The organism is Actinophytocola sp., from assembly GCF_035634895.1.
In the GTDB taxonomy this organism is placed as follows: Bacteria; Actinomycetota; Actinomycetes; order Mycobacteriales; family Pseudonocardiaceae; genus Actinophytocola.
Map to the genome: position 1 here is coordinate 1 of NZ_DASQCC010000172.1, position 21090 is coordinate 21090.

Sequence of the window (21090 nt, forward strand, 5' to 3'; positions counted from 1 at the left end):
GCACACCAGTCGCTCCTCGCCACGCGCGTGCGCACGAAGGACCTCGTCACCGTCGCGCCCTACGTCGCACGGATGACGCCGCAGCTGCTCTCGGTCGAGGCCTGGGGCGGGGCCACGTACGACGTCGCGCTGCGCTTCCTGTCCGAGGATCCGTGGGAGCGGCTCGCCCAGCTGCGCCAGGCCGTGCCGAACATCTGCCTGCAGATGCTGCTCCGCGGCCGCAACACGGTCGGCTACACGCCGTACCCCACCGAGGTCACCGAGGCCTTCGTGCACGAGGCGGCGGCGACCGGCATCGACGTGTTCCGGATCTTCGACGCCCTCAACGACGTCGAGCAGATGCGCCCGGCGATCGACGCCGTGCTGTCGACGGGGAAGTCGGTCGCGGAGGTGGCGTTGTGCTACACGGCCGACCTCTCCGACCCGGGCGAGCGGCTGTACACACTGGACTACTACCTGAAGCTCGCCGAGCAGATCGTCGGGGCGGGCGCGCAGGTGCTGTGCATCAAGGACATGGCCGGGCTGCTGCGCCCGCCGGCCGCGCACCGGCTGGTGACCGCGCTGCGCAAGGAGTTCGAGCTGCCGGTCCACCTGCACACGCACGACACCGCGGGCGGCCAGCTGGCCACCTACCTGGCCGCGATCCAGGCCGGCGTGGACGCGGTGGACGGCGCGTCGGCGTCGATGGCGGGGACGACGTCGCAGCCGTCGCTGTCGGCCATCGTCGCCGCGACCGACCACAGTGAACGCGAGACCGGGCTCAGCCTGAAGGCGGTGTGCGACCTCGAGCCGTACTGGGAGATCGTGCGGAAGATCTACAAGCCGTTCGAGGCCGGGCTGCCCGGCCCGAGCGGCCGCGTGTACACGCACGAGATCCCGGGCGGGCAGCTGTCCAACCTGCGTACCCAGGCGGCCGCACTCGGCCTGGCGGACCGGTTCGAGGAGATCGAGGCGACGTACGCGGCCGCGGACCGGATGCTCGGGCACCTCATCAAGGTGACCCCGTCGTCCAAGGTGGTCGGTGACCTGGCGCTGCACCTCGTCGGCGCCGGCGTGGACCCGAAGGAGTTCGAGGCCGACCCGGGCCGGTTCGACGTGCCGGGCTCGGTGATCGGCTTCCTGCGGGGCGAGCTGGGCGACCCGGCGGGCGGATGGCCGGAGCCGTTCCGCACCAAGGCACTCAAGGGCCGCGCCCCGGCGGCGGAGCCACCCGGACTGTCCGAGGAGGACGTCGCCGGGCTGGCGGACGACCGGCGCAGGACGCTGAACAGGCTGCTTTTCCCGGCGCCGGCCAAGGAGTTCCAGGACCACCGCGAGCGGTTCAGCGACACGTCGGTGCTGGCGAGCAAGGACTACTTCTACGGGTTGCGGCCGCGGATCGAGTACCCGGTCGACCTGGAGAAGGGCGTGCGGATGCTGATCGAGCTTGAGGCGATCGGCGAGGCGGACGAGCGCGGCATGCGGACGGTCATGGCCCAGCTGAACGGGCAGCTGCGGTCGATGCAGGTACGGGACCGTTCGGTGGCCTCGGACCTGCCCGTCGCCGAGCGGGCGGACCGGAACAACCCCGGCCACGTCGGCGCGCCCTTCGCGGGCGTGGTCACCCTGACGGTGGCGGAGGGCGACAAGGTCGAGACCGGCGACACCGTCGCGACGATCGAGGCCATGAAGATGGAGGCGTCAATCACCGCCCCCAGGTCGGGCTCCGTCGCACGCGTCGCGATCGGCTCGGTACAACAGGTGGAAGGCGGCGACCTCCTGGTCGTGCTTTCCTGACTCGTCCTGCTGGGCCGGCTCCGGCCGGCCCAGCACGGGTCGAACCGGCTCTGCCGCCTGAACTCCGCTACCCCGTCACCTATTGGTTATCCGCCAGGCCTTTCGTTATTTATTGTTTTGTGATATGATCCCAAAAAGGCTGGGTAATGTTCGGCGCGTGAACATCGAACTGCCCAGCCGGACGGCGTTGACCGCCGCGGCCGCTCGTGCCGCGCATCTCATCGTGGACGGCGAACCCACCATCCACCGCGACCCGCTCGCCGAGCCGCTGCTTGGCGACGAGGCTGAGGAACTCCTTGCCTACCACCGCAAATCCGGTGAACACCCGATCCTTGCCGGTGCTCGTGCGCAGGTCGTCTGTCGCAGCAGGGTGGTCGAGGACCTGCTCCCCGACTTCGAACGGTATGTGCTTCTCGGTGCCGGGCTCGACTCGTACGCCTATCGGTCGGCGGGGGTCGAGGTGGTCGAGATCGACCGGCCCGCGACCCAGGAATGGAAGCGGCAGGCACTCGACAAGGCCGGCGTGCCGGTTCCGGGGAATGTCACGTACCTGAACTCCGCGGCGGATCTCGACGGCGGTGGCCGGACCCTCGTCGGCTGGCTGGGCGTCACCATGTACCTCACCGCCGCCGAACTGGACGCCACCCTCGCCGCGCTGCCGCCGTGCGAGCTGGTCGCCGACCACATGCTGCCGGAAGGCCTCCGTGACGCGGACGGGGACGCCTACGTCGCGGGTGTCGGACCCCAGACCGCCAAGATGGGGGAGCCCTGGCGCTCCTTCCTCTCCCCGGACGACATGGCCGCGCTGTTGGACAAGCACGACTTCGACGTCGTGCGGCACGTCCACCAGCGGGACCTCCCGCAGATGCTCGACCGGGACGACTCGCTCCGGCCCGTGAACCTGTCGATCATCACCCACGCCAGGCACCGGTTATCGTGACCTGAGTGGTTGCTGAGCGGAGCGAACATCGTTGACGAGAGGGTGCCGCCGTACGCGGTGAGGGTCGGCGGCACCCTCCTGCCCAAACCACTTTCCGGGCATCCCGCGCTGGAACTGTGCAACACGTTCGCCGGCTGGCACGAGACCGACGAGCACCACCACGAATGGCTCGACTCACCCGACGACCTCGCCACCTGGGCCGAGTTCGCCGGGCTCGCCGAGAAGCCGCGCGTGGACGACACCGTCCTGGCCGAGATCCGCGAACTGAGAGAGGTCGCCTACCGGTTGCTCCACCGCCGCGACGAGACGGCTTTCCCCGCGCTGGCCGCGAAAGCGGACGAGGCCAACGCCCTGCGTCGCCTCACTCCCGCGGACGGCTTCCGGCTCCCCCCGAGCGACGACCCGCGCCACGTGGTCCACGCGGCCGCCCTCGCCGTCGCCGGCCTTCTGGCCGCGCCGGAGCGGGAGACCATCAAGGCCTGTCCCGGCGAGGGCTGCGGCTGGCTGTTCTTCGACCCCCGCGGCCGGCGGACCTGGTGCACGATGGCCGTCTGCGGCAACCGCGCCAAGGTCCGCGCCTACGCCATCCGCAACCGCGAAGCCTAGGCGGCCTCGAGCGCGGTCGTCAGTGCCTGTTCGAACACCTCGACCGGCTGTGCGCCCGAGACGCCGTACTTGCGGTCCAGCACGAAGAACGGCACGCCGTTCGCGCCGAGCAGGCGGGCCTCGTCGATGTCGGCCTCGACGTCGGACGTGTACCGGTCGCTCGTCACGACGGGTCCGGCGCCCTCGACGCCGATCTCCTCGGCAAGGCGCACCAGCGTGTCGACCTCGCCAAGGTTCTGGCCCTCGATGAGCTGTGCACGCATCAGGCGCTCGTGCATCTCGGGGCCGAGGCCCTGGGACTTGGCGTGGTGCGCGAGGCGGTGCGAGTCGAAGGTGTTGACCATTACCGCGTGCTCGTAGTCGTAGTGCAGGCCCTCGACCGCCGCCAGCGCGCTGACCCGCCCGGTCATCTCGCGGACCTGGTCAGGACCGCCGCCGAACTTCTCGGCCAGCGCGTCGTACACCGGCACGGCCTTGCCGCGCGGGAACGTCGGGTCGAGCTGGAAGCTCTTCCACTCCACCTCGACCTCGTGGTCGAAGCCCGCGAGCGCCGACTCAAGGCGCCGCTTCCCGATGTAGCACCACGGGCAGACGATGTCCGACCAGACCTCGATCTTCACAGCGCGCAGCTCCCGTCCTCGCAGACGGGCACGTTCTCGTCCCCGAGCGTCACCAGCACCGGCACGTCCTGCTGGTCGTCCTCAACCAACACCTTCTCGTCCATACCGTGAACCAACCGGGAGATCTCCGTCCGCATTCCCGTCAGGGCCAAGCGGGATCGCTCGTCAGCACGGTCAGGCGCTGGGTCGCCCGGGTCAGCGCCACGTACAGCGTCCGAGGACCGGTGGTCGACTCGGCCACCAGCTCCGTCGGCTCGACCAGCACCACCGCGTCGTACTCCAGGCCCTTGGCCTCCAGGCCGTCGACGATGTGCAGCCGCTCGTCCGTGACGTCCGCCAACTCCTCCCGCGCGGTCGCCAGCCGGCCCGACGACGTGATCACCCCGACCGTGCCGTCCATCTCGTCGAGCAGCTGCCGGGTCGCCACGCGTAGCTGCTCGGAAAGCTCGGCCGGGTCGAGCACCCGCACCGACGGCTTCACACCCGTGCTCCGCACCGCGTGCGGCAGCTGGCCCGGCTCCGCGACCTCGGTCACCACCTGCGCGGCCAGCTCGAAGATCTCCGCGGAGTTGCGGTAGTTCGTGCGCAGCTGGAACTGCCGCCGCTGTGTCCGGGCGCCGAGCGCGGACGTGCGTGCCGAGATCGCCTCGGCGGGGTCCGGCCACGAGCTCTGCAGGGGGTCGCCGACGACCGTCCAGCTCGCGTACTTGCCGCGCCGGCCGACCATCCGCCACTGCATGGGGGACAGGTCCTGCGCCTCGTCGATCACGATGTGCGCGTACTCGTCGTAGTGCGCGCCCCGGCGAGGTGTCTCGGACCACTGCTGGCTCTGCTCCTGGAGCCGCCGCCGGTGCCGCTTGGTCGGCGGGCCGAGCAGCGTGCGCAGCTCGTCGAGCAACGCGATGTCCGCGACCGTCGGGCCCTTCTCCGGGTCCGCCCAGGACTTCACCAGCAGGTCGACCTCGGCGGCGGTCAGCGCCCGGCCCGCGGCGTTGGCCAGGCGGTCGCGGTCGGCCAGCAGCCGCAGCGCGTCCCACTCGGTGAGGATCGGCCAGAACACCACGACGAAGCGGTGGAAGTCGATGCGCTCACCGAGCTCGTTGATCATCTCGGCCCGGTCGAACCCGTGCCCGTAGGATTCCGCCTTGCGCCACAACGCTTCCAGCAGCGCCTCGGCGGCGTCCACCCTGGACTGGTTCGGCGGCCGGCCCATCCCGTGCACGGTGCGGCGGACCTTCGCGAGGTCGCGCTCGTCGAGCTTGAACACTTGGCCGCGGTAGGTGATGCGCAGCTCGTTCGGCGCGTCCGGCGGGGGCTCGCGCAGTGCCCGCTTGAGCACCCTGCGCATCCGCAGCGAGCCCTTGACCCTGGTCACCTCGGCGTCGTCGGCACCGGTCGCGGTGACGCCGTCGAGCACCTCACCGAGGGAGCGCAGCTCGACCGTGTCCTCGCCCATCGACGGCAGGACCCGCGAGATGTAGGAGGTGAACGCCTGGGACGGGCCGATGACCAGCACCCCCGAGCCACCCATGCGGCGCCGGTCCCGGTAGAGCAGGTAGGCCACCCGGTGCAGGGCGACAGCGGTCTTTCCGGTGCCGGGGCCGCCGGTGATCTCGGTGAGGCCCTTCCACGGCGCACGGATCGCCTCGTCCTGCTCACGCTGGATGGTGGCGACGATGTCGCGCATCCGGTCGCCGCGTGCCCGGGTGAGCGACGCCATGAGGGCGCCCTCGCCGACCACGGCCATGCCGGGCGGCCGCTTCTCGGGTGCCAGCAGGTCGTCGTCGATGTCCACAACGGACTGGCCGGTGGACCGGATGACCCTGCGGCGCACCACGTTCATGGGCTGCTCGGCCGTGGCCTGGTAGAACGCGGCGGCGGCCGGCGCGCGCCAGTCGGTGACCAGGTTGTCGAAGTTCACATCCCGGATGCCCAGCCGGCCGACGTACATGGTCTCGCCGTCGGTGTCGTCGATCCGGCCGAAGACGAGGCCCTCGTGCTCCGCGTCGAGGGTGCGCAGGATCTGTGTGGCGTGGCGCACCATCACGTCCCGCTCGAACAGCATGGCCGCCTGCTCGAAGATCGCCTCGTTGCGTGCGCCGTGCGCCAGCTGGTCACCCCTGACGCGCATGGCCTGGGCCTCGACGCGCATCTCGTCGACGCGCTTGTAGACGACGTCGACATGGGCTTGTTCGACCGCTATCTCGGTCTGCCTGTCGGAGGTCTGCGACACGCACGCTCCTGTAGTTGCCCGCGTGTTGTTGGATTCGGAAGAGCGAGCCTACGCGAATTCGTCTGACAGGGGGTGGACAACCCTGATCAACGATCCCGACTTGAGACGATGGGGCACGTGACGAGGATTGTGGCGGGCACCGCGGGCGGCCGTCGGCTGGCCGTGCCGCCGAAGGGCACCCGGCCGACGTCGGACCGGGTCCGCGAGGCGCTGTTCAGCGCGGTCGGGTCCGCAATGGACCTGGCCGGCGCGCGGGTGCTGGATCTGTACGCCGGCAGCGGCGCCCTGGGGTTGGAGGCGCTGTCGCGGGGAGCCGGCTTCGCGTTGTTCGTGGAGTCCGCGCCGGGCGCGCTGGCCGTGCTGCGCAAGAACGTGGCCGCGGTGGGGCTGCCGGGCGAGGTCCGTGCCGGCAAGGTGGCGCCGGTGCTGGCGGCGGGTTGCGCCGCGCCGTTCGACCTGGTCCTGATGGACCCGCCGTACGCGGTCGAGGATCTCTCCGGCGAGCTGGCGTCGCTCGTGCCGGGCGGCTGGATCGGTCCCGACTCGCTGGTGATCGTCGAGCGTTCGCGCCGGGCCGCCGACGTGTCGTGGCCGCCGCCGCTGTCGGCGTCGAAGGTCCGGCACTACGGCGAGACGTCGCTGCACTGGGCGCACTGGGGTGACTAGCGCAACGTCGGCGGGTCGCCGCTGGTGAGGGCTGATAGCTTTCGCGCATGAGGCGTGCCGTCTGCCCCGGTTCCTATGACCCGCCGACCAACGGCCACCTGGACATCCTGGAGAGAGCCGCCGGCCTGTTCGACGAGGTCACCGTCGCGGTGCTGATCAACAAGAACAAGAAGGGCCTGTTCACGGTCGAGGAGCGGTTGTCGCTGCTCCAGGAGTCGATGGCCCACCTGACGAACGTGCGCTTCGACTCGTGGCACGGGCTGCTGGTCGACTACTGCCGCCAGAACGACATCCAGGCCATCGTGAAGGGCCTCCGCGCGGTCAGCGACTTCGACTACGAGCTCCAGATGGCCCAGATGAACCAGCAGCTCACGGGCGTGGAGACGCTGTTCATGCCGACCAAGCCGGAGAACAGCTTCCTGTCCAGCTCGCTCGTCAAGGAGGTCGCCACCTACGGGGGCGACGTCCGGCACCTGCTCTCGGCGACCGTGCACACCCACCTCATGGACCGGCTGGCCCGCGACAAGTAGGCGTCAGAAGATCAGCTTCATGCCCACGTGGGTGGCCCTGAACCCCAACCGTTCGTAGAAGCGGTGGGCATCCGCGCGGGTGGCGTCCGTCGTCAGCTGGACCAGGGCCGCGCCGCGGGCCCGGGCCGTCTCGATGGCCCAGCGGACGAGGTCGCCGCCCAGCCCGCTCCCACGCTGGTCCGAACGGACGCGCACCGCCTCGATCAGCGCGCGGGTCGAGCCCAGCCTGGACAGGCCGGGGACGAACGTCAGCTGCAACGTGCCGACCACCTCGCCGCCGTTCGCCGCCACCGCCAACACCTGCCGGGGGTCCGAGTCGATCTCCGCGAACGCCTCGGCGTAGGACGGGTCGCCCGGGCGTTCCCGGGCTGCGCCCAGCGGGTCGTCGGCGAGCATCGACACGATGGCCGGGACGTCCGCGGCGACCGCGCGCCTGATCTCCACCATGCGCCCATCCAAGACGATCGGCGCTGGTGGCGCGTAGGTGATCACGGACTGACACACCGAACCAAGAGAACCTCCACCACCCACCCCCCGACAAACGGCAGACTAGAAGGCGCGGTGATGGAGGGAGACGCACGTGTACAAGGTCTTCGAGGCCCTCGACGAGCTCGTCACGATCGTGGAGGAGGCACGCGGTGTGCCGATGACCTCGAGCTGCGTCGTGCCCCGCGGTGACATCCTCGAACTGCTGGACGAGGTGCGGGACGCGCTGCCCGGTGAGGTCGACGACGCCCAGGACGTGCTCGACCGCAAGGACGAGATCGTCGGCCAGGCCGAGCACCAGGCGGAACAGACCATCAGCAAGGCCAACCTGGAGGCCGAGCAGGCCATCGCGGAGGCCCGCGCCGAGGCGCAGCGGCTGGTCGCCGAGGCGCAGGCCCACGCGGACCGGCTGGTCGACGACGCCCGCAACGACGCGGACCGGACCATCGCCGCCGGGCAGGCCAAGTACGACGACCTCGTCAACCGGTCCCAGGTCGAGGCGGACCGGATGATCCAGGCCGGCCGCGAGTCCTACGAGCGCTCCGTCGAGGACGGCCGTATGGAGCAGGCCCGGCTCGTCGCGCAGACCGAGGTCGTGCAGGCCTCGCACCTGGAGTCCGCCCGCATCCTGGACGCCACGGCCGACGAGGTCACCCGCCAGCGCGGGGAGTGCGACGAGTACGTGGACAGCAAGCTCGCCGAGTTCTCCGACCTGCTGTCGCACACGATCCGGACGGTCAGCAAGGGGCGCGCGCACCTGCGCTCCGGCGCCGCGCTGCCGCCGGCACCGGAGCCGGCCTCGGCCGCCCCCTTCGATTACTCGGCCTGACCCGCGTACGCTGGTAGGGGCGCATTCGCGGAATCTTTCTCGTAGCAGGGACGCTCGTACAGCCATGTCCGAACATCGAAACAGTCAGTGGTCGATCGACACCCGGGAGCTGGGCCGCCGGCCCGGCCTGTCCCGGCGCTTCACCAGGGTCGTCGAGGCCCAGACCCCACTCGGGGTCGAGGGCGTCATCGCCGTGCCCAAGGGCGCCCGGGTCGAGCTGGACTTCCTCCTCGAGTCGGTCGTGGAGGGCGTGCTGGTCACCGGCACGGCCGTCGCGCCGGTCGAGGGCGAGTGCGCGCGCTGCCTCGACCCGATCTCGGCCGACGACCACGACGTCGAGGTCGACTTCACCGAGCTGTTCGCCTACCCGGACTCGATCACCGAGGAGACCACCGACTCCGACGAGGTCTTCCGCCTGGTCGACGACAAGGTCGATCTTGAGACGGTGGTGCGGGACGCGGTCGTGCTGGCGCTGCCGGCGGCGCCGCTGTGCCGCGAGGACTGCCCGGGACTGTGCCCGGAATGCGGCGGAAGGTGGGCCGATCTCGGTCCCGATCACCGGCATGAGACGATTGACCCTCGGTGGGCCGCGCTCACGGAGCGGTTCCGCACGGATCGTGACGCGTAAGCGCTGTCCGATCACCACCAGGATCGTTTGAAGGAGAACTAGTCGTGGCCGTCCCCAAGCGGAAGATGTCGCGTTCCAACACGCGCTCGCGCCGGTCGCAGTGGAAGACCAGCGCCGTCCACCTGGTGGAGTGCAACAACCGCGCCTGCCGCAAGCCCAAGCCGCAGCACGTCGTCTGCCCGCACTGCGGTCAGTACGCCGGCCGCCAGGTCACCGAGCCCGCCTGACGGGTGGGCAACCGTGGCGAGTAGAGCGGCGCGGGGTCCGACGGCCGACCCCAAGAAGCTGCTCGAGGCGCTCGGCGTCGAACTGGGCGCCGAGCTGCTGAAGCTTGCCATGACCCACCGCTCGTACGCCTACGAGAACGGCGGGCTGCCGCCCAACGAGCGTCTGGAGTTCCTCGGCGACGCCGTGCTCGGCCTCGTCGTGACCGACCACCTGTACACCGCCCACCCGGACCTGCCCGAGGGGCATCTGGCGAAGCTGCGGGCCAGCGTGGTCAACATGCACGCGCTCGCCGGCGTGGCCCGCGGCCTCGGCGACGGTGGGCTTGGCGCGCACCTGCTGCTCGGCAAGGGCGAGGAGCTGACCGGCGGCCGGGACAAGGCGAGCATCCTCGCCGACGGCATGGAGGCCGTGATCGGCGCGGTCTACCTCGCACACGGCATCGACATCGCGCGTGAGCTCGTGCATCGGCTGTTCGACCCGCTGCTCGCGGAGGCGCCGCTGCTCGGCGCCGGCCTCGACTGGAAGACGTCGCTGCAGGAGCTGACCGCGCAGGCGAGCCTCGGTGTGCCCGAGTACCGCGTCCAGGAAGAGGGTCCGGACCACCGCAAGGAGTTCACCGCCACGGTGATCGTCGCGGGGCAGGACCGGGGCAGTGGCGACGGCACGACCAAGAAGGAAGCCGAGCAGAAGGCGGCCGAGGCGGCGTGGCGCACGTTGACCGAGATCCTCAACGCCGACAAGGCGAACGGCGCCGACAAACCCAACGACGGCCAGCGCGGTAAGTAGTGCCCGAACTGCCAGAGGTCGAGGTCGTCCGGTTGGGCCTCGACGGGAACATCACCGGCCGCACGCTGTCGGACGTCGAGGTGCGCCACCCCAGGGCGATCCGGCGGCACATCCTGGGCGCCGGTGACTTCACCGGCCGGCTCGCCGGCCGCAAGGTCGTGGCCACGCGCAGGCGCGGCAAGTACCTGTGGGTGGAGCTGTCCAGCGGCATGGACGCCGACCTCGCCCTGCTCGCCCATCTCGGCATGAGCGGCCAGCTGCTGATCCAGCCGCCGGACGCACCGGACGAGAAGCACCTGCGGGTGCGGTTCCGCTTCGACGACGACGGTCCCGAGCTGCGGTTCGTCGACCAGCGCACGTTCGGCGGCTTCCTCGTCGACGACCTCGTGACGGTCGACGGCACCGCGTTGCCCTCCGCGATCGCGCACATCGCCCGCGACCCCATGGACCCGCGATTCGACGCCAGGGCGACGGTCGCCGCGCTGCGTAGGAAGAAGACCGAGCTGAAGCGTGCCCTGCTGGACCAGACCCTGGTGTCCGGCATCGGCAACATCTACGCGGACGAGGCGCTGTGGCGGGCCCGGCTGCACTGGTCGCGGCCGACCGAGCGGCTGTCGGCGGCCAAGGCGGCGGAGGCGCTCGCGGCGGCCACCGACGTCATGCGTGAGGCGCTCGGCCAGGGCGGCACGTCGTTCGACGCCCTGTACGTCAACGTGAACGGGCAGTCCGGCTACTTCGACCGGTCCCTGGCCGTCTACGGGCAGGAAAGGCTGCCCTGCCGGCGCTGCGGCACGGCCATCCGGCGCGAGCCGTTCATGAACCGCTCGTCCTACTTCTGCCCGCGGTGCCAGCGGCGAAGCCCTGGCTGACCGTACCGGCGCGGTCCCCGCTCGCACTCCGTGGTCGCCGACCTGGGGCGCCGGACCTGCCGCGCAGGGCGCACACTGGCGGCGTGGCAGTCGAGACAGAGCCGGCCGACGCACCGAAACCGGACCAGCCCCGCCGCGGTGAGCTGCGTATCTACTTCGGCGCGGCACCCGGGGTCGGCAAGACCTACGCGATGCTCGGGGAGGCGCACCGGCGTCTCGAACGGGGCACGGACGTGGTCGCCGGGCTCGTCGAGACCCACGAGCGGTACAAGACCGACCGGCTGCTCGACGACCTGGAGATCGTGCCGCGGACGACCGTGCGGTACCGCGACAGGGACTTCCAGGAGCTGGACCTGGACGCGGTGCTCGCCCGCGCGCCCGAGGTGGCGCTGGTCGACGAGCTGGCCCACACCAACGTCCCCGGCTGCCGCAACGCCAAGCGCTGGCAGGACATCGAGGAGCTGCTCGACGCCGGCATCGACGTGCTCACCACGCTGAACGTGCAGCACCTGGAGAGCGTCAACGACGTGGTCGAGCGCATCACCGGGATCCGCCAGCAGGAGACCGTGCCGGACGCGGTGGTGCGTGGCGCGGAACAGCTCGAGCTGGTCGACATCACCCCGGAGGCCCTGCGGCGCCGTCTCGCGCACGGCAACGTCTACCCGGCGCGGAAGGTCGACGCCGCGCTCGCCAACTACTTCCGGCCGGGCAACCTGACCGCGCTGCGGGAGATCGCGTTGCTGTGGGTGGCCGACCAGGTCGACGTCGCGTTGCAGCGGTACCGGGCCGAGAAGCAGATCACCGACACGTGGGAGGCCCGCGAGCGGGTCGTCGTGGCCGTCACGGGCGGCCCGGAGACCGAGACGCTGATCCGGCGCGCGAGCCGCATCGCCGCGCGGGCGGGCGCGGAGCTGATGGCGGTGCACGTCCTGCGCGGCGACGGTCTGGCGGGCGTGTCCCCGCCCGCCGTGTCCCAGATGCGCCGGCTCGCCAAGGATCTGGGCGCGACGTTCCACACGGTGGTCGGCGACGACGTGGCGGACGCGCTGCTGGACTTCGCACGCGGCGTGAACGCGACCCAGCTGGTGCTGGGCACGTCCCGCCGGTCGCGGCTCGCGCGGCTGCTCGACGAGGGCATCGGCGCGACGACCGTGCGGCGGTCCGGGCAGATCGACGTGCACATCGTGACCCATCCCGAGGAGGGCGGCGGTTGGCGCCCGCGCCGCGAGCGCAGCCCGCTCGGCGTGCCGAGGCAGATCGCCGGCTGGCTGGCGGCCGTGCTGCTGCCGGCGCTCGCGACGGGCATCGGCGTCCTGACCGACGGGCACGTCTCGCTGTCGACCGACGCGGTCGGCTACTTCCTCGTGGTCGTCACGGTCGCGCTGGTGGGCGGGCTCGGCCCGGCGCTGGTCGCGGCCGTGTTGTCCGGGCTGCTGCTGAACTTCTTCTTCACCGAGCCCGTCCACACGCTCACCATCGGCGAGACCGAGAACCTCGTCACGCTGCTCGCCATGGTGATCGTGGCCGCGCTGGTGGCGGTCGTCGTCGACCGGGCAGCCCGGCGGACGGTCCAGGCCGCCGAGGCGCGGACCGAGGCGGCGCTGCTGTCGTCCTACGCCCGCACGGTCCTGCTCTCGACCAACCCGGTCGACCGGCTGCTCGACAAGGTCCGGGAGAACTTCGGACTGTCGTCGGTGGCGTTGCTGGAGAGGACGTCGGGGGAGTGGCGGCGGGTCGCGTTCGTCGGGCCCTCCCCGTGCGACGCGCCGGACGAGGCGGACGTGGACGTGGTCGTGACGCCGGACGTGCACCTCGCGCTGCGTGGCCGGGCACTGCCGGCGGAGACCCGCGGCGTGCTGGAAACCGTTGCGGGACAGGCGTTGCTGGCGTTGCGGCAGCAGCGGATGACCGCGGCCGCGGCGGCGGCGAATCGGCGGGCCGAGACGACCGAGTTGCGCACGGCGCTGCTGTCCGCGGTCGGCCACGACCTGCGCACGCCCCTCACGTCGATCAAGGCGGCGGTCGGCAGCCTGCGCGCGCCGGACCTCGAACTGTCCGACGAGGACACCGCGGCGCTGCTGGCGGACGTGGAGCAGTCGGCCGACCGGCTGTCCGGGATCGTCGACAACCTGCTGGACTCCTCGCGGCTCGCGACGGGCGCGGTGCTGCCGCGGCTGCGGTCGGTCACCTACGACGAGGTGGTGGCCCGCGCGCTGGCCGGGCTGGACGGCCGCTCGGCGGTCGCGGTGGACGTCGACGAGGGGCTGCCGGCGGTGCTCGCCGACGTCGGGCTCCTGGAGCGGGTGGTGGCGAACGTGGTGGACAACGCGTTGCGGCACGGCTCGCCGGGGCTGGACCGGGCGGTGCCACCGGCCGAGCCCGCGATCGCGATCCGGGCGAGTGCGTTCGACGACCGGGTGGAGCTGCGTGTGGTGGACCACGGCAGGGGGTTGCCGAAGGGCGGGGCCGCTGCCATGTTCGCCCCGTTCGAGCGGTTCGGTGTCACGAAGAGCGGCATCGGGCTCGGCATGTCGGTCGCGAAGGGTTTCATGGACGCCATGAGCGGGACGATCGGGACCGAGGACACCCCGGGCGGTGGACTCACCATGGTGCTGTCACTGCCGGTGGACCGGGACGGTGTTGAGTGACGAAAGTACTGGTGGTCGACGACGAGCCGCAGATCGTGCGGGCGTTGCGGATCAACCTGTCGGCGCGCGGGTACGACGTGTCGACGGCCGCGTCCGGCGGCGAGGCACTGCGGGTGGCGGCCGCCGCCAAGCCGGACGTCGTCGTGTTGGACCTGGGTCTGCCGGACATCGACGGCACGACGGTCATCGAGGGCCTGCGTGGCTGGACGAGCGTGCCGATCATCGTCCTCTCGGCACGCACCGACTCGGGCGACAAGGTGTCGGCACTGGACGCCGGCGCCGACGACTATGTGACGAAACCGTTCGGCATGGACGAGCTGCTTGCCCGCCTGCGGGCCGCGGTGCGCCGCGCGTCGGTCAACCCGTCGGCAACGGGCGAGGAAGCGGTCGTGGTCACCACGGCGTTCACGGTGGACCTGGCGGCCAAGAAGGTGCTCCGCGACGGCGCGGAGGTCCACCTGACACCCACCGAGTGGGGCGTGCTGGAGCTGCTGGTCCGCAACCGCGGCAAACTGGTGGCACAGAAGCAGCTGCTGCAGGAGGTGTGGGGCCCTGGCTACGCCTCGGAGACGCACTACCTCCGCGTCTACCTGGCCCAGCTACGCCGCAAGCTGGAACCCCAGCCGTCCCACCCCCGCCACCTGCTGACCGAAGCCGGCATGGGCTATCGGTTCGAAGCCTGACCTCGCGAGTCCCGCTGTGCTCAGGGGCCGGCACGTTTGACTGTTCGCATCAGCGGGGCGGTTTCCGCGGTGTGGACGTCGTCCAGGGCGCCGATGCGGTCGGTCAGGTAGCGGTACAGGTCGGCGGGGTCGCGGCAGACGACTGTCGCCATCAGGTTCGTGCGGCCGGTGGTGACGGCCGTGAACGAGGTTTCCGGGTGGGCGGCGATGGTCTCCGCCGTGGTCGCCAGGCCGGCCGGGCGGACGGTCAACCACAGGCGGGCCTCGGCGTGGTAGCCGAGCAGCTCCGGCAGGACGTCCAGGTCGAACACCAGGACGCCCGCTCGGCGTAGCCGGTTGACGCGGCGGCGGGCGGCCGACTCGGACGGGCCCAGTGCCGTGTACGGGGTGCGGCCGTCGCGGGCCATGGCGGTGAGCAGCGCGTGGTCGTCGGCGTCGAGGGGCAGGGGCTCGTTCGCCGGCGGCTCCGGGGTGAGCAGGGCCGCCTGGGCGTCGGTCAGGTGGCGAAGGCCGGCCCATTCCGTCGCGGCACCGCCCAGTACGGCGTGGGCGCTGACGTCGAGCACCCTGGTGCTGCGTGGGAGCTTGTCCATCAGCAGCGCGTCGCGGGCCGCGGGGTCGGTGGACTGGAGGTTGCAGGAGATCTCCGTGCCGCCGGAGAGGATGTGCACCCAGAACGTGTCGGGCCGGCGGGCGAGTGCGGCCGCGATGGGGCCGGCGACGTCCGGGGTGCAACGAACCCGGATCGTCCACGAGGTACGGCCGAGCAGGAAACCGTTGGCGGAGCCGACCACCCGCAGCGCCCCGGACTGCCGGAGCCGCCGGTAGCGGCGCGCGACCGTGTTCTCGGAGACGCCGAGCACCGCCGCGATCGCCGCGAACGGGGCGCGGCCGTCGAGGTGCAGTGCGTGGATCAGGCCGCGGTCCACGTCGTCGACGGATTCCATGCGGATACCGTAGCTTGATGACGGATATCGGCGCATGCCGCGTGCCTGCTGGCGGATCCTCAGGTGCCCGCGTTGGGTGACCGGCATGATCCTGGTGACTGGAGCGACCGGCAACGTCGGGCGGCAGGCGGTCGACCTACTGTGTGCGGCGGGTGTGCCCGTCCGTGCCATGACGAGGAACGGGACGGCGACGTTCCCGGACGGTGTCGAGGTCGCGCCCGGCGATCTCCGCGATCCCCTTGACCTGCAAGGAATCGACGCGGTCTTTCTCATGTGGCCACTGCACACGGGCGACGCCCTGCCCGGCGTGCTCGAGGCGATCGGCGGCCGGCACGTGGTGTATCTCGGCTCGGGTGGTGTTCGTGGACTGTCCATGGCGGACCAGGCTGCACTCGTGTCCCGGCGTCCGGCGTGGACGGTCGTCCGGCCGAGCACGTTCGCCGTCAACGCGCGCTGGTGGGCGCGGCAGCTCCGCGCCGGCGACGAGGTGCGCGGCACACACGGCGACCTGGCACTGGCCATGCTGCACGAGGCGGACATCGCGGCGGTGGCGGTGCGGTCGCTGCTCGATGGTCTGGTCGGGCGGACATTCGACATCACCGGCCCGGAGGCGTTGACGCAGGCCGAACAGGTCCGGGTCATCGGCGAGGTGCTGGGCCGGCCGCTGCGCTGGGTCGAGCTGCCGCGTGCCGAGGCACGGGCGCAACTCCTGGCGGACGGACTCCCGGAGTCCTTCGTGGACGTACTTCTCGACGTCTACGCGGTGATGCCCCGGTGTGCCGAGGTGACGACCACGGTCGAGGAGGTGACCGGCCGGCCGGCACGGACGTTCGCGGAGTGGGTGTCCGACCACGCGGCGGAGTTCGGCAGGATGCCGGTGTGAACGCGAACCTGCAGTGCGTGGTGTTGGACGGTGACGACGACGCGGAGCTGGCGCGCTTCTACCACGCGCTGCTCGGCGGAGAGGTGAACCGGCCGGATCGGCGGTGGTCGCTCGGCGACGGTTGGTCGACGCTCCACCTGCCGGGTGGGTTCGTGCTGTGCTTCCAGCGGGTGACGGACTACCGCCCGCCTCGCTGGCCTGACCCCCGTTACCCCCAGCAGTCCCATTTCGACCTCGGCGTTCCCGACCTCGCGGCCGCGGGACGGGAGGCGCTGGCGGCAGGTGCCGTGCTGCTCGACGACTCGGAGTCGTCCTGGCACGTCTACGCCGACCCGGCTGGCCACCCCTTCTGTCTTGTCAGGGAGTGATCCCCGGCTACTTCGGCGGTTCCGCGTCGAACTTGAGCGAGCCGAGCCGCTCGGCCAGCTTCGTGACGACGTCGCCGACGAACTTGTCGTAGTCGATCGCGACCGGCGTCGGCGACTTGATGGCGGCGATGATGTTGGACTCGTCGTCGGTCAGCTGGCTGACGGTGCCGGAGATGTCGTTGCCGAGTACCCGGAGGTCCAGGAAGCCCTGCTGGATGGTCGGGTCGCCGCCCCGCTGGGCGATCCAGTACTGCAGGCCCTCGAGCTCCTTCTCGTCCTCGACGTGACGGCGGGTCAGGCCGTCACCGACCCAGACCCGGGGGCTGCCCGCCTCGAGGGCGAGGATGAGGTTCTTCATGGGGTCCTCCCTTTCTGCGTTCCCCATCAGCGCGGCGAGCTGTGCCCGCGTGCCGCGGAATGCGTTGGCATCGAGTGGTTGGTGGCCCGCGATGCGGACCGAGCTGGTGAACTGGAGGACGGCGACGTCGAGTCCGCCGTAGCCGTTCCAGTAGCTGCCCGGGACGTCGGCCCATTCGTCGAGCAGGGAGCCGACGATGTTGTCCGGGTAGCGGCTGGACCACAGTGGCGGCAGCCCGGCGAGTGACGGTGAGCCGATCTGCTGCCAATACCAGCGTGGGATGTAGGACAGTGGCACGCGGTAGCCGGCGGCGCGGAGCCGGTCGACGAACTCGCGTACCAGCCCGATTCCCCCGGAGTTGGCCTCCACGTCGGGGATGACCGGGACGTCCTTCGGTACCACCCGAGCCACGTTGGCCACCTGGGCGGCGGCGGACGCGTTCGAGCGGACGTAGTGGTATGCGGCGACGAGCACCCCCGCGTTGCGGGCCTCGGCCAGGTTCGCGGCGAACTCCGCGTCGACGAACGAGGAGCCCTCGCTGCTCTTGATGAATACGAAATCTATGCCTTCGCGGCGGCATTGAGCGAGATCCAGCCCGAGATCTTGGTGATGGGAGATGTCCAGGCCAAACGTCACCATACTTCTGTCTCCTCCTCCGGCCCCGTGGACGACATTACTCGCGTGGTAGAGGTGGGGTTCACGATTCTGTCAAATACGTATCGCGATTGTAGTTTTGTCAGATTGTAATGTATCCGGAACATCATCGTGCGTATTCCAATAAGACGCGGATGTGAAGCTCTTTCGGCTGCCCTATCGGGCAAAAAGATCAATAATGTTCGCTCCGCTCAGAAACCGAAATCCTGGACCCAGTAGAAGCCGTCCCGGTCAAGCCCGACGCCGATGGTGTTCAAATCGCAGTTGAGGATGTTCGCGCGGTGACCGGGGGAGTTCATCCACAGCTCCATGACGCTGTCGGCGGTGCGGGCGCCTTTCGCGATGTTCTCCGCGCCGGGCCGCGAGTACCCGGCATTGCGAATCCGCTGGTCGAAGGTCACCCCTTCGGGGGTCGTGTGCTCGAAGTAGTCACGCGACGCCATATCGGAGGCATGTCTCTGCGCGGCGGTGGTCAGACCGGTGTCGGTCGTGAGGGGGTCGCACCCCGCGTCCTGGCGGGCGGCATTGACGAGGCTGACGACCTGGCCCTGCGTGGAGGTGTCGGCCGGCGCGGTGGTGACCGGCGGTGGGGCGGCGGTCGTCGTCGGTGGGGGCGGCGGCGTGGTGGTGGTCGGGACCGGCGCGGAGGTGACTGGCGGCGGTGCCGACGACTGGCCGGCGGGGGTGGTGGACGTGCTGGTGGCGCTGGAGGTCGGCTGGGCGAGGCTGCCGCGCGGGTTCGGTCTGCTGCTGCTGGTGGAGTCGACGCTCAGCCGGCTCTGGTCGGCGCTGGACCCGGCGGCGGGACCGGACAGCAGAGTGCCCGCCCCGGCGACAAGCGCACCCGCGAGCACTGCGGTGAGTGCCGGCAGGAGTGGTCTTCGCGCACGCATGGCGGGGGAAGTTACCACTAATGGTGGAACTTCATAACGACAGAGTGACGATTAGTCCACCGAAAAGGTGAAGATGGGGAAGGCAGGGTGAAGGCGGGGTGGGCCTCTGACCAGGCCTGTTCTGGCCTACGCCGGGAGCGCATGCGTCGGCCGCGCGTTGCAGAAGCACCGCGCGGCCGACCGGGGCGTTACCTAGGTGGTGGTCGGCGGTGAGGGGGGCGTCGTCGAGCTCGGAGGCGTGCTCGACGGGGGCGTTGGCGACGACGGCTGGGTCGGCTGGGTCGTCTGTGTTTGCGTGGGCTGCCCACCACCCGGCGGTTTGGTGGTGGTCGTCGTCGTGGTCGTCCGCTTCTTGCTCGTCGTGGTGGTCGTCGTGGTCGTGGTGGTGGACGAGGTCGGCGCGGAGCTCGACGGGGTCGTGGTGGTGGTCGTCACGGACGTGCTGCCGCTGTCCTCCGACGTGGTCTCCTCCACCTGCACGGAGTCCTGGCTCGTCCGTTCCGGCTGGGCCGCCTCGCCGGTCCCACCGGCGAGCATGGCCACCGTCGCGAAGGCCGTCGACACGACCACGCCCGCGACGCCCAGCGCCAGGTACGGCGTACGGCCCAACCCGCTACGCTCCTCGGCGGGCGGGCGGTCATCCATCCGGTCCTCAGGTCCGAGCATCCCCGCGCCTCCTACAATCACTGCGCGACCGACCGGTCACAGCGCGGCAAAATATCACCATTACCGACTGCGATCTCAGACGAGCGGAAATGTCACCGAACGTACGGCTCACGGCCTGGGTGCACGGCCACGTCCAGGGTGTGGGTTTCCGCTGGTGGACCCGCGGTCGCGCCTTCGAGCTGAGCCTCCAGGGCTACGCCAGCAACCTACGGGACGGCCGCGTCGAGGTCGTCGCCGAGGGCCCGCGCGAGAGCTGCGCCAAGCTGCTGGAGCTTCTCAGGGGCGGCACCACCCCGGGCCGCGTCGACCTCGTCGTCGAGCGGTGGTCGGACGCCAAGGAGAACGTGACCGGGTTCGTGGAGCGCTGAGCGGAGCGGGCATCGCACCAGCCCACCGGCCTGCTGAACCATTCTGTACCCGGTCGCGTATGACTGATGCGTGGGGAACACCCCGGACCAGGAGGACGAGCTCATCCGTGAGCTCTACAGCCGTTACCGCCGGCCGCTCTACGGCTACGTGCTGCGGGCGGTCGGTGGTGATCACCAGTACGCCGAGGACGTCGTGCAGGAGACGCTTCTCAGGGCATGGCGCAACGCCGACGCCCTGAGCCCGGAGCACGCCGGGCCGTGGCTCTACACAGTGGCCCGCAACCTGGTGGTCTCCGGCTACCGCAAGCAGAGCGCGCGGGTGGACGAGGTTCCGATCCTGGAACGGGACTGGGCGCGCCCGGGCGACGAATTCGACCGGGTGCTCCAGGGCTGGCAGGTGGCGGAGGCCATGCGGGCGCTGTCCGCGGACCACCGCGCCGTGATCGGCGAGCTGTTCTACCACCGGCGAACCATCGCCGAGACCGCCAAGATGCTCGGCGTCCCGCCGGGCACCGTCAAGTCCAGATCGTTCTACGCGTTGCGCGCCCTGCGCGACGCCCTTGAGGAGCGGGGGGTGACCGAGCCGTGACCTGCCAGCACACGATGACGCTGGGCGTCTATCTGCTCGGCGCCCTCGAGCCCGCCGAGCGCTCGGCGTTCGAGTCGCATCTGTCCTACTGCGAGATCTGCCGCGGCGAGCTGGTCCGGCTGGCCCCGCTGCCCGGCCTGCTCAACCAGATCACGCCGGAGGACTTCGCGGACAGCCTGCCGCCGACGGGTGTCGAGGGCATGGTCGCCACGCGTGCCCTGCCGGTCACCGAGCCGGTGGCGATCCCCGTCCAGACACCGGCGCCGGAGGACGAGCCCGCGCCCCGGCCGGTGAGCGGGCGGGCCAGGCCCACGGGCGGGCGGCCCGCCGGACGGCCGAGGAAGCCGGCGGACGCCGACCGTCCCAAGCGGCACTGGCGTATCGCGGCGGCCGCCGCCGCGGTCGTGGTGCTCGCCGCCGCGGCGGTGTTCAGCTGGCAGGCCACCCACGAGGAGCCGGGCACCGCGCAGGCCGGCGCGGTCTGGAGCGAGACCACGGGCGAGATGAGCGTCGAGGCCCGGCTGGTCGACCACGAGTGGGGCACCGAGATCGAGTCGAAGCTGCATGGCCTGCCCCCGGGCCGCAAGTGTTACCTGTTCGTGTACGACCACTACGGGAACCGCGAGGTCGCCGGCTGGTGGGGCACCGACCACGACCCCAACCAGGAGATCCCGGCGAGCACCTCGATAGCGCGCAGCAAGATCGACCGGCTGGTCTACATGCTCGACGACAAGGAGACGGTCGTCTTCACGGTCCTGCCGCCCGAAGCGCCGCGCTGAGCTGCCACAACCGCCCGCGTCCCGCGATCACTCGGAGCACCCGGGTACCCTCGAATG

The 21090-nt window shown here is 70.7% G+C and carries 24 protein-coding genes; 17 read left to right on the forward strand and 7 right to left on the reverse strand.

What is annotated here, in order from left to right:
- The 3 genes from VET29_RS25450 to VET29_RS25460 form a co-directional block, all read left to right on the forward strand.
- The coding region (locus tag VET29_RS25450) for a pyruvate carboxylase subunit B (protein ID WP_324924818.1) at window positions 1-1776 on the forward strand (1776 nt) is incomplete at its 5' end.
- A 157-nt stretch (window positions 1777-1933) separates the two neighbouring features.
- Window positions 1934-2716, forward strand: coding sequence for a class I SAM-dependent methyltransferase (locus VET29_RS25455; protein ID WP_324924820.1), 783 nt, complete (start codon window positions 1934-1936; stop codon window positions 2714-2716).
- Window positions 2717-2725: 9 nt separating this feature from the next.
- Entirely contained in the window at window positions 2726-3322 is a 597-nt protein-coding gene (locus tag VET29_RS25460) for a CGNR zinc finger domain-containing protein (RefSeq protein ID WP_324924822.1), read from the forward strand.
- Here VET29_RS25460 and VET29_RS25465 read toward each other — a convergent pair.
- Both VET29_RS25465 and VET29_RS25470 read right to left on the reverse strand, forming a co-directional pair.
- On the reverse strand, window positions 3319-3942 hold the full coding sequence (locus tag VET29_RS25465) for a DsbA family oxidoreductase (protein WP_324924825.1): 624 nt from the start codon (window positions 3940-3942) through the stop codon (window positions 3319-3321). The genes VET29_RS25460 and VET29_RS25465 overlap by 4 nt on opposite strands.
- Before the next feature lie 142 nt (window positions 3943-4084).
- A complete protein-coding gene (locus VET29_RS25470) occupies window positions 4085-6175 on the reverse strand; it encodes a HelD family protein (RefSeq protein ID WP_324924826.1) in 2091 nt (696 codons plus the stop codon).
- Window positions 6176-6292: 117 nt separating this feature from the next.
- On the opposite strand from VET29_RS25470, the gene rsmD reads away from it, so the two are divergent.
- Window positions 6293-6841, forward strand: coding sequence for a 16S rRNA (guanine(966)-N(2))-methyltransferase RsmD (gene rsmD / locus VET29_RS25475; RefSeq protein WP_324924828.1), 549 nt, complete (start codon window positions 6293-6295; stop codon window positions 6839-6841).
- 47 nt (window positions 6842-6888) lie between these two features.
- The gene (coaD, locus tag VET29_RS25480) at window positions 6889-7371 is read left to right on the forward strand and encodes a pantetheine-phosphate adenylyltransferase (protein WP_324924830.1); all 483 of its coding nucleotides are present in this window, start codon (window positions 6889-6891) and stop codon (window positions 7369-7371) included.
- 3 nt (window positions 7372-7374) lie between these two features.
- Here coaD and VET29_RS25485 read toward each other — a convergent pair whose 3' ends face one another.
- On the reverse strand, window positions 7375-7818 hold the full coding sequence (locus VET29_RS25485; protein ID WP_324924832.1) for a GNAT family N-acetyltransferase: 444 nt from the start codon (window positions 7816-7818) through the stop codon (window positions 7375-7377).
- Window positions 7819-7951: 133 nt separating this feature from the next.
- On the opposite strand from VET29_RS25485, the gene VET29_RS25490 reads away from it, so the two are divergent.
- The 7 genes from VET29_RS25490 to VET29_RS25520 all read left to right on the forward strand — a co-directional run bounded on the left by VET29_RS25490 (window position 7952) and on the right by VET29_RS25520 (window position 14528).
- Window positions 7952-8686, forward strand: a complete 735-nt coding sequence (locus VET29_RS25490; RefSeq protein ID WP_324924834.1) for a DivIVA domain-containing protein — start codon at window positions 7952-7954, stop codon at window positions 8684-8686.
- A 64-nt stretch (window positions 8687-8750) separates the two neighbouring features.
- Window positions 8751-9314, forward strand: a complete 564-nt coding sequence (locus VET29_RS25495; protein ID WP_324924836.1) for a YceD family protein — start codon at window positions 8751-8753, stop codon at window positions 9312-9314.
- Window positions 9315-9358: 44 nt separating this feature from the next.
- The gene (gene rpmF / locus VET29_RS25500; RefSeq protein ID WP_324924838.1) at window positions 9359-9541 is read left to right on the forward strand and encodes a 50S ribosomal protein L32; all 183 of its coding nucleotides are present in this window, start codon (window positions 9359-9361) and stop codon (window positions 9539-9541) included.
- Window positions 9542-9554: 13 nt separating this feature from the next.
- Window positions 9555-10328 (forward strand): ribonuclease III, encoded by a 774-nt coding sequence (rnc, locus tag VET29_RS25505; protein WP_324924840.1) that lies wholly within the window; start codon window positions 9555-9557, stop codon window positions 10326-10328.
- Window positions 10328-11197 carry a bifunctional DNA-formamidopyrimidine glycosylase/DNA-(apurinic or apyrimidinic site) lyase gene (gene mutM, locus VET29_RS25510; protein WP_324924842.1) on the forward strand — a complete coding sequence of 290 codons (870 nt, stop codon included), beginning with the start codon at window positions 10328-10330 and terminating at the stop codon, window positions 11195-11197. The genes rnc and mutM overlap by 1 nt, the downstream gene beginning before the upstream one ends.
- Window positions 11198-11280: 83 nt before the next feature.
- The gene (locus tag VET29_RS25515) at window positions 11281-13845 is read left to right on the forward strand and encodes a sensor histidine kinase (protein ID WP_324924843.1); all 2565 of its coding nucleotides are present in this window, start codon (window positions 11281-11283) and stop codon (window positions 13843-13845) included.
- Complete coding sequence (locus VET29_RS25520) at window positions 13842-14528, forward strand: response regulator (RefSeq protein ID WP_324924845.1); 687 nt, start codon at window positions 13842-13844, stop codon at window positions 14526-14528. The genes VET29_RS25515 and VET29_RS25520 overlap by 4 nt, the downstream gene beginning before the upstream one ends.
- Window positions 14529-14548: 20 nt before the next feature.
- Here VET29_RS25520 and VET29_RS25525 read toward each other — a convergent pair whose 3' ends face one another.
- Window positions 14549-15475 carry an Lrp/AsnC family transcriptional regulator gene (locus VET29_RS25525; RefSeq protein ID WP_324924848.1) on the reverse strand — a complete coding sequence of 309 codons (927 nt, stop codon included), beginning with the start codon at window positions 15473-15475 and terminating at the stop codon, window positions 14549-14551.
- Window positions 15476-15560: 85 nt separating this feature from the next.
- On the opposite strand from VET29_RS25525, the gene VET29_RS25530 reads away from it, so the two are divergent.
- Entirely contained in the window at window positions 15561-16358 is a 798-nt protein-coding gene (locus VET29_RS25530) for an NAD(P)H-binding protein (RefSeq protein ID WP_324924850.1), read from the forward strand.
- A complete protein-coding gene (locus VET29_RS25535; protein WP_324924852.1) occupies window positions 16355-16726 on the forward strand; it encodes a VOC family protein in 372 nt (123 codons plus the stop codon). Before VET29_RS25530 ends, VET29_RS25535 begins: the two co-directional genes overlap by 4 nt.
- Before the next feature lie 7 nt (window positions 16727-16733).
- Here the strand turns inward: VET29_RS25535 and VET29_RS25540 are convergent, their stop codons facing one another.
- The 3 genes from VET29_RS25540 to VET29_RS25550 all read right to left on the reverse strand — a co-directional run bounded on the left by VET29_RS25540 (window position 16734) and on the right by VET29_RS25550 (window position 19297).
- Window positions 16734-17723 (reverse strand): glycoside hydrolase family 25 protein, encoded by a 990-nt coding sequence (locus tag VET29_RS25540; RefSeq protein ID WP_324924854.1) that lies wholly within the window; start codon window positions 17721-17723, stop codon window positions 16734-16736.
- A gap of 206 nt (window positions 17724-17929) precedes the next feature.
- On the reverse strand, window positions 17930-18631 hold the full coding sequence (locus VET29_RS25545) for a CAP domain-containing protein (protein ID WP_324924856.1): 702 nt from the start codon (window positions 18629-18631) through the stop codon (window positions 17930-17932).
- Between the two features lie 192 nt (window positions 18632-18823).
- Window positions 18824-19297: a hypothetical protein gene (locus VET29_RS25550; RefSeq protein WP_324924857.1), complete on the reverse strand. Its 474-nt coding sequence runs from the start codon at window positions 19295-19297 to the stop codon at window positions 18824-18826.
- A gap of 89 nt (window positions 19298-19386) precedes the next feature.
- On the opposite strand from VET29_RS25550, the gene VET29_RS25555 reads away from it, so the two are divergent.
- The 3 genes from VET29_RS25555 (at window position 19387) to VET29_RS25565 (ending at window position 21033) form a co-directional block, all read left to right on the forward strand.
- On the forward strand, window positions 19387-19665 hold the full coding sequence (locus tag VET29_RS25555) for an acylphosphatase (RefSeq protein WP_324924859.1): 279 nt from the start codon (window positions 19387-19389) through the stop codon (window positions 19663-19665).
- Window positions 19666-19735: 70 nt separating this feature from the next.
- Window positions 19736-20254 (forward strand): sigma-70 family RNA polymerase sigma factor, encoded by a 519-nt coding sequence (locus VET29_RS25560; RefSeq protein WP_324924861.1) that lies wholly within the window; start codon window positions 19736-19738, stop codon window positions 20252-20254.
- Window positions 20251-21033, forward strand: coding sequence for an anti-sigma factor family protein (locus VET29_RS25565; protein ID WP_324924863.1), 783 nt, complete (start codon window positions 20251-20253; stop codon window positions 21031-21033). The genes VET29_RS25560 and VET29_RS25565 overlap by 4 nt, the downstream gene beginning before the upstream one ends.
- Window positions 21034-21090 lie beyond the last annotated feature (57 nt).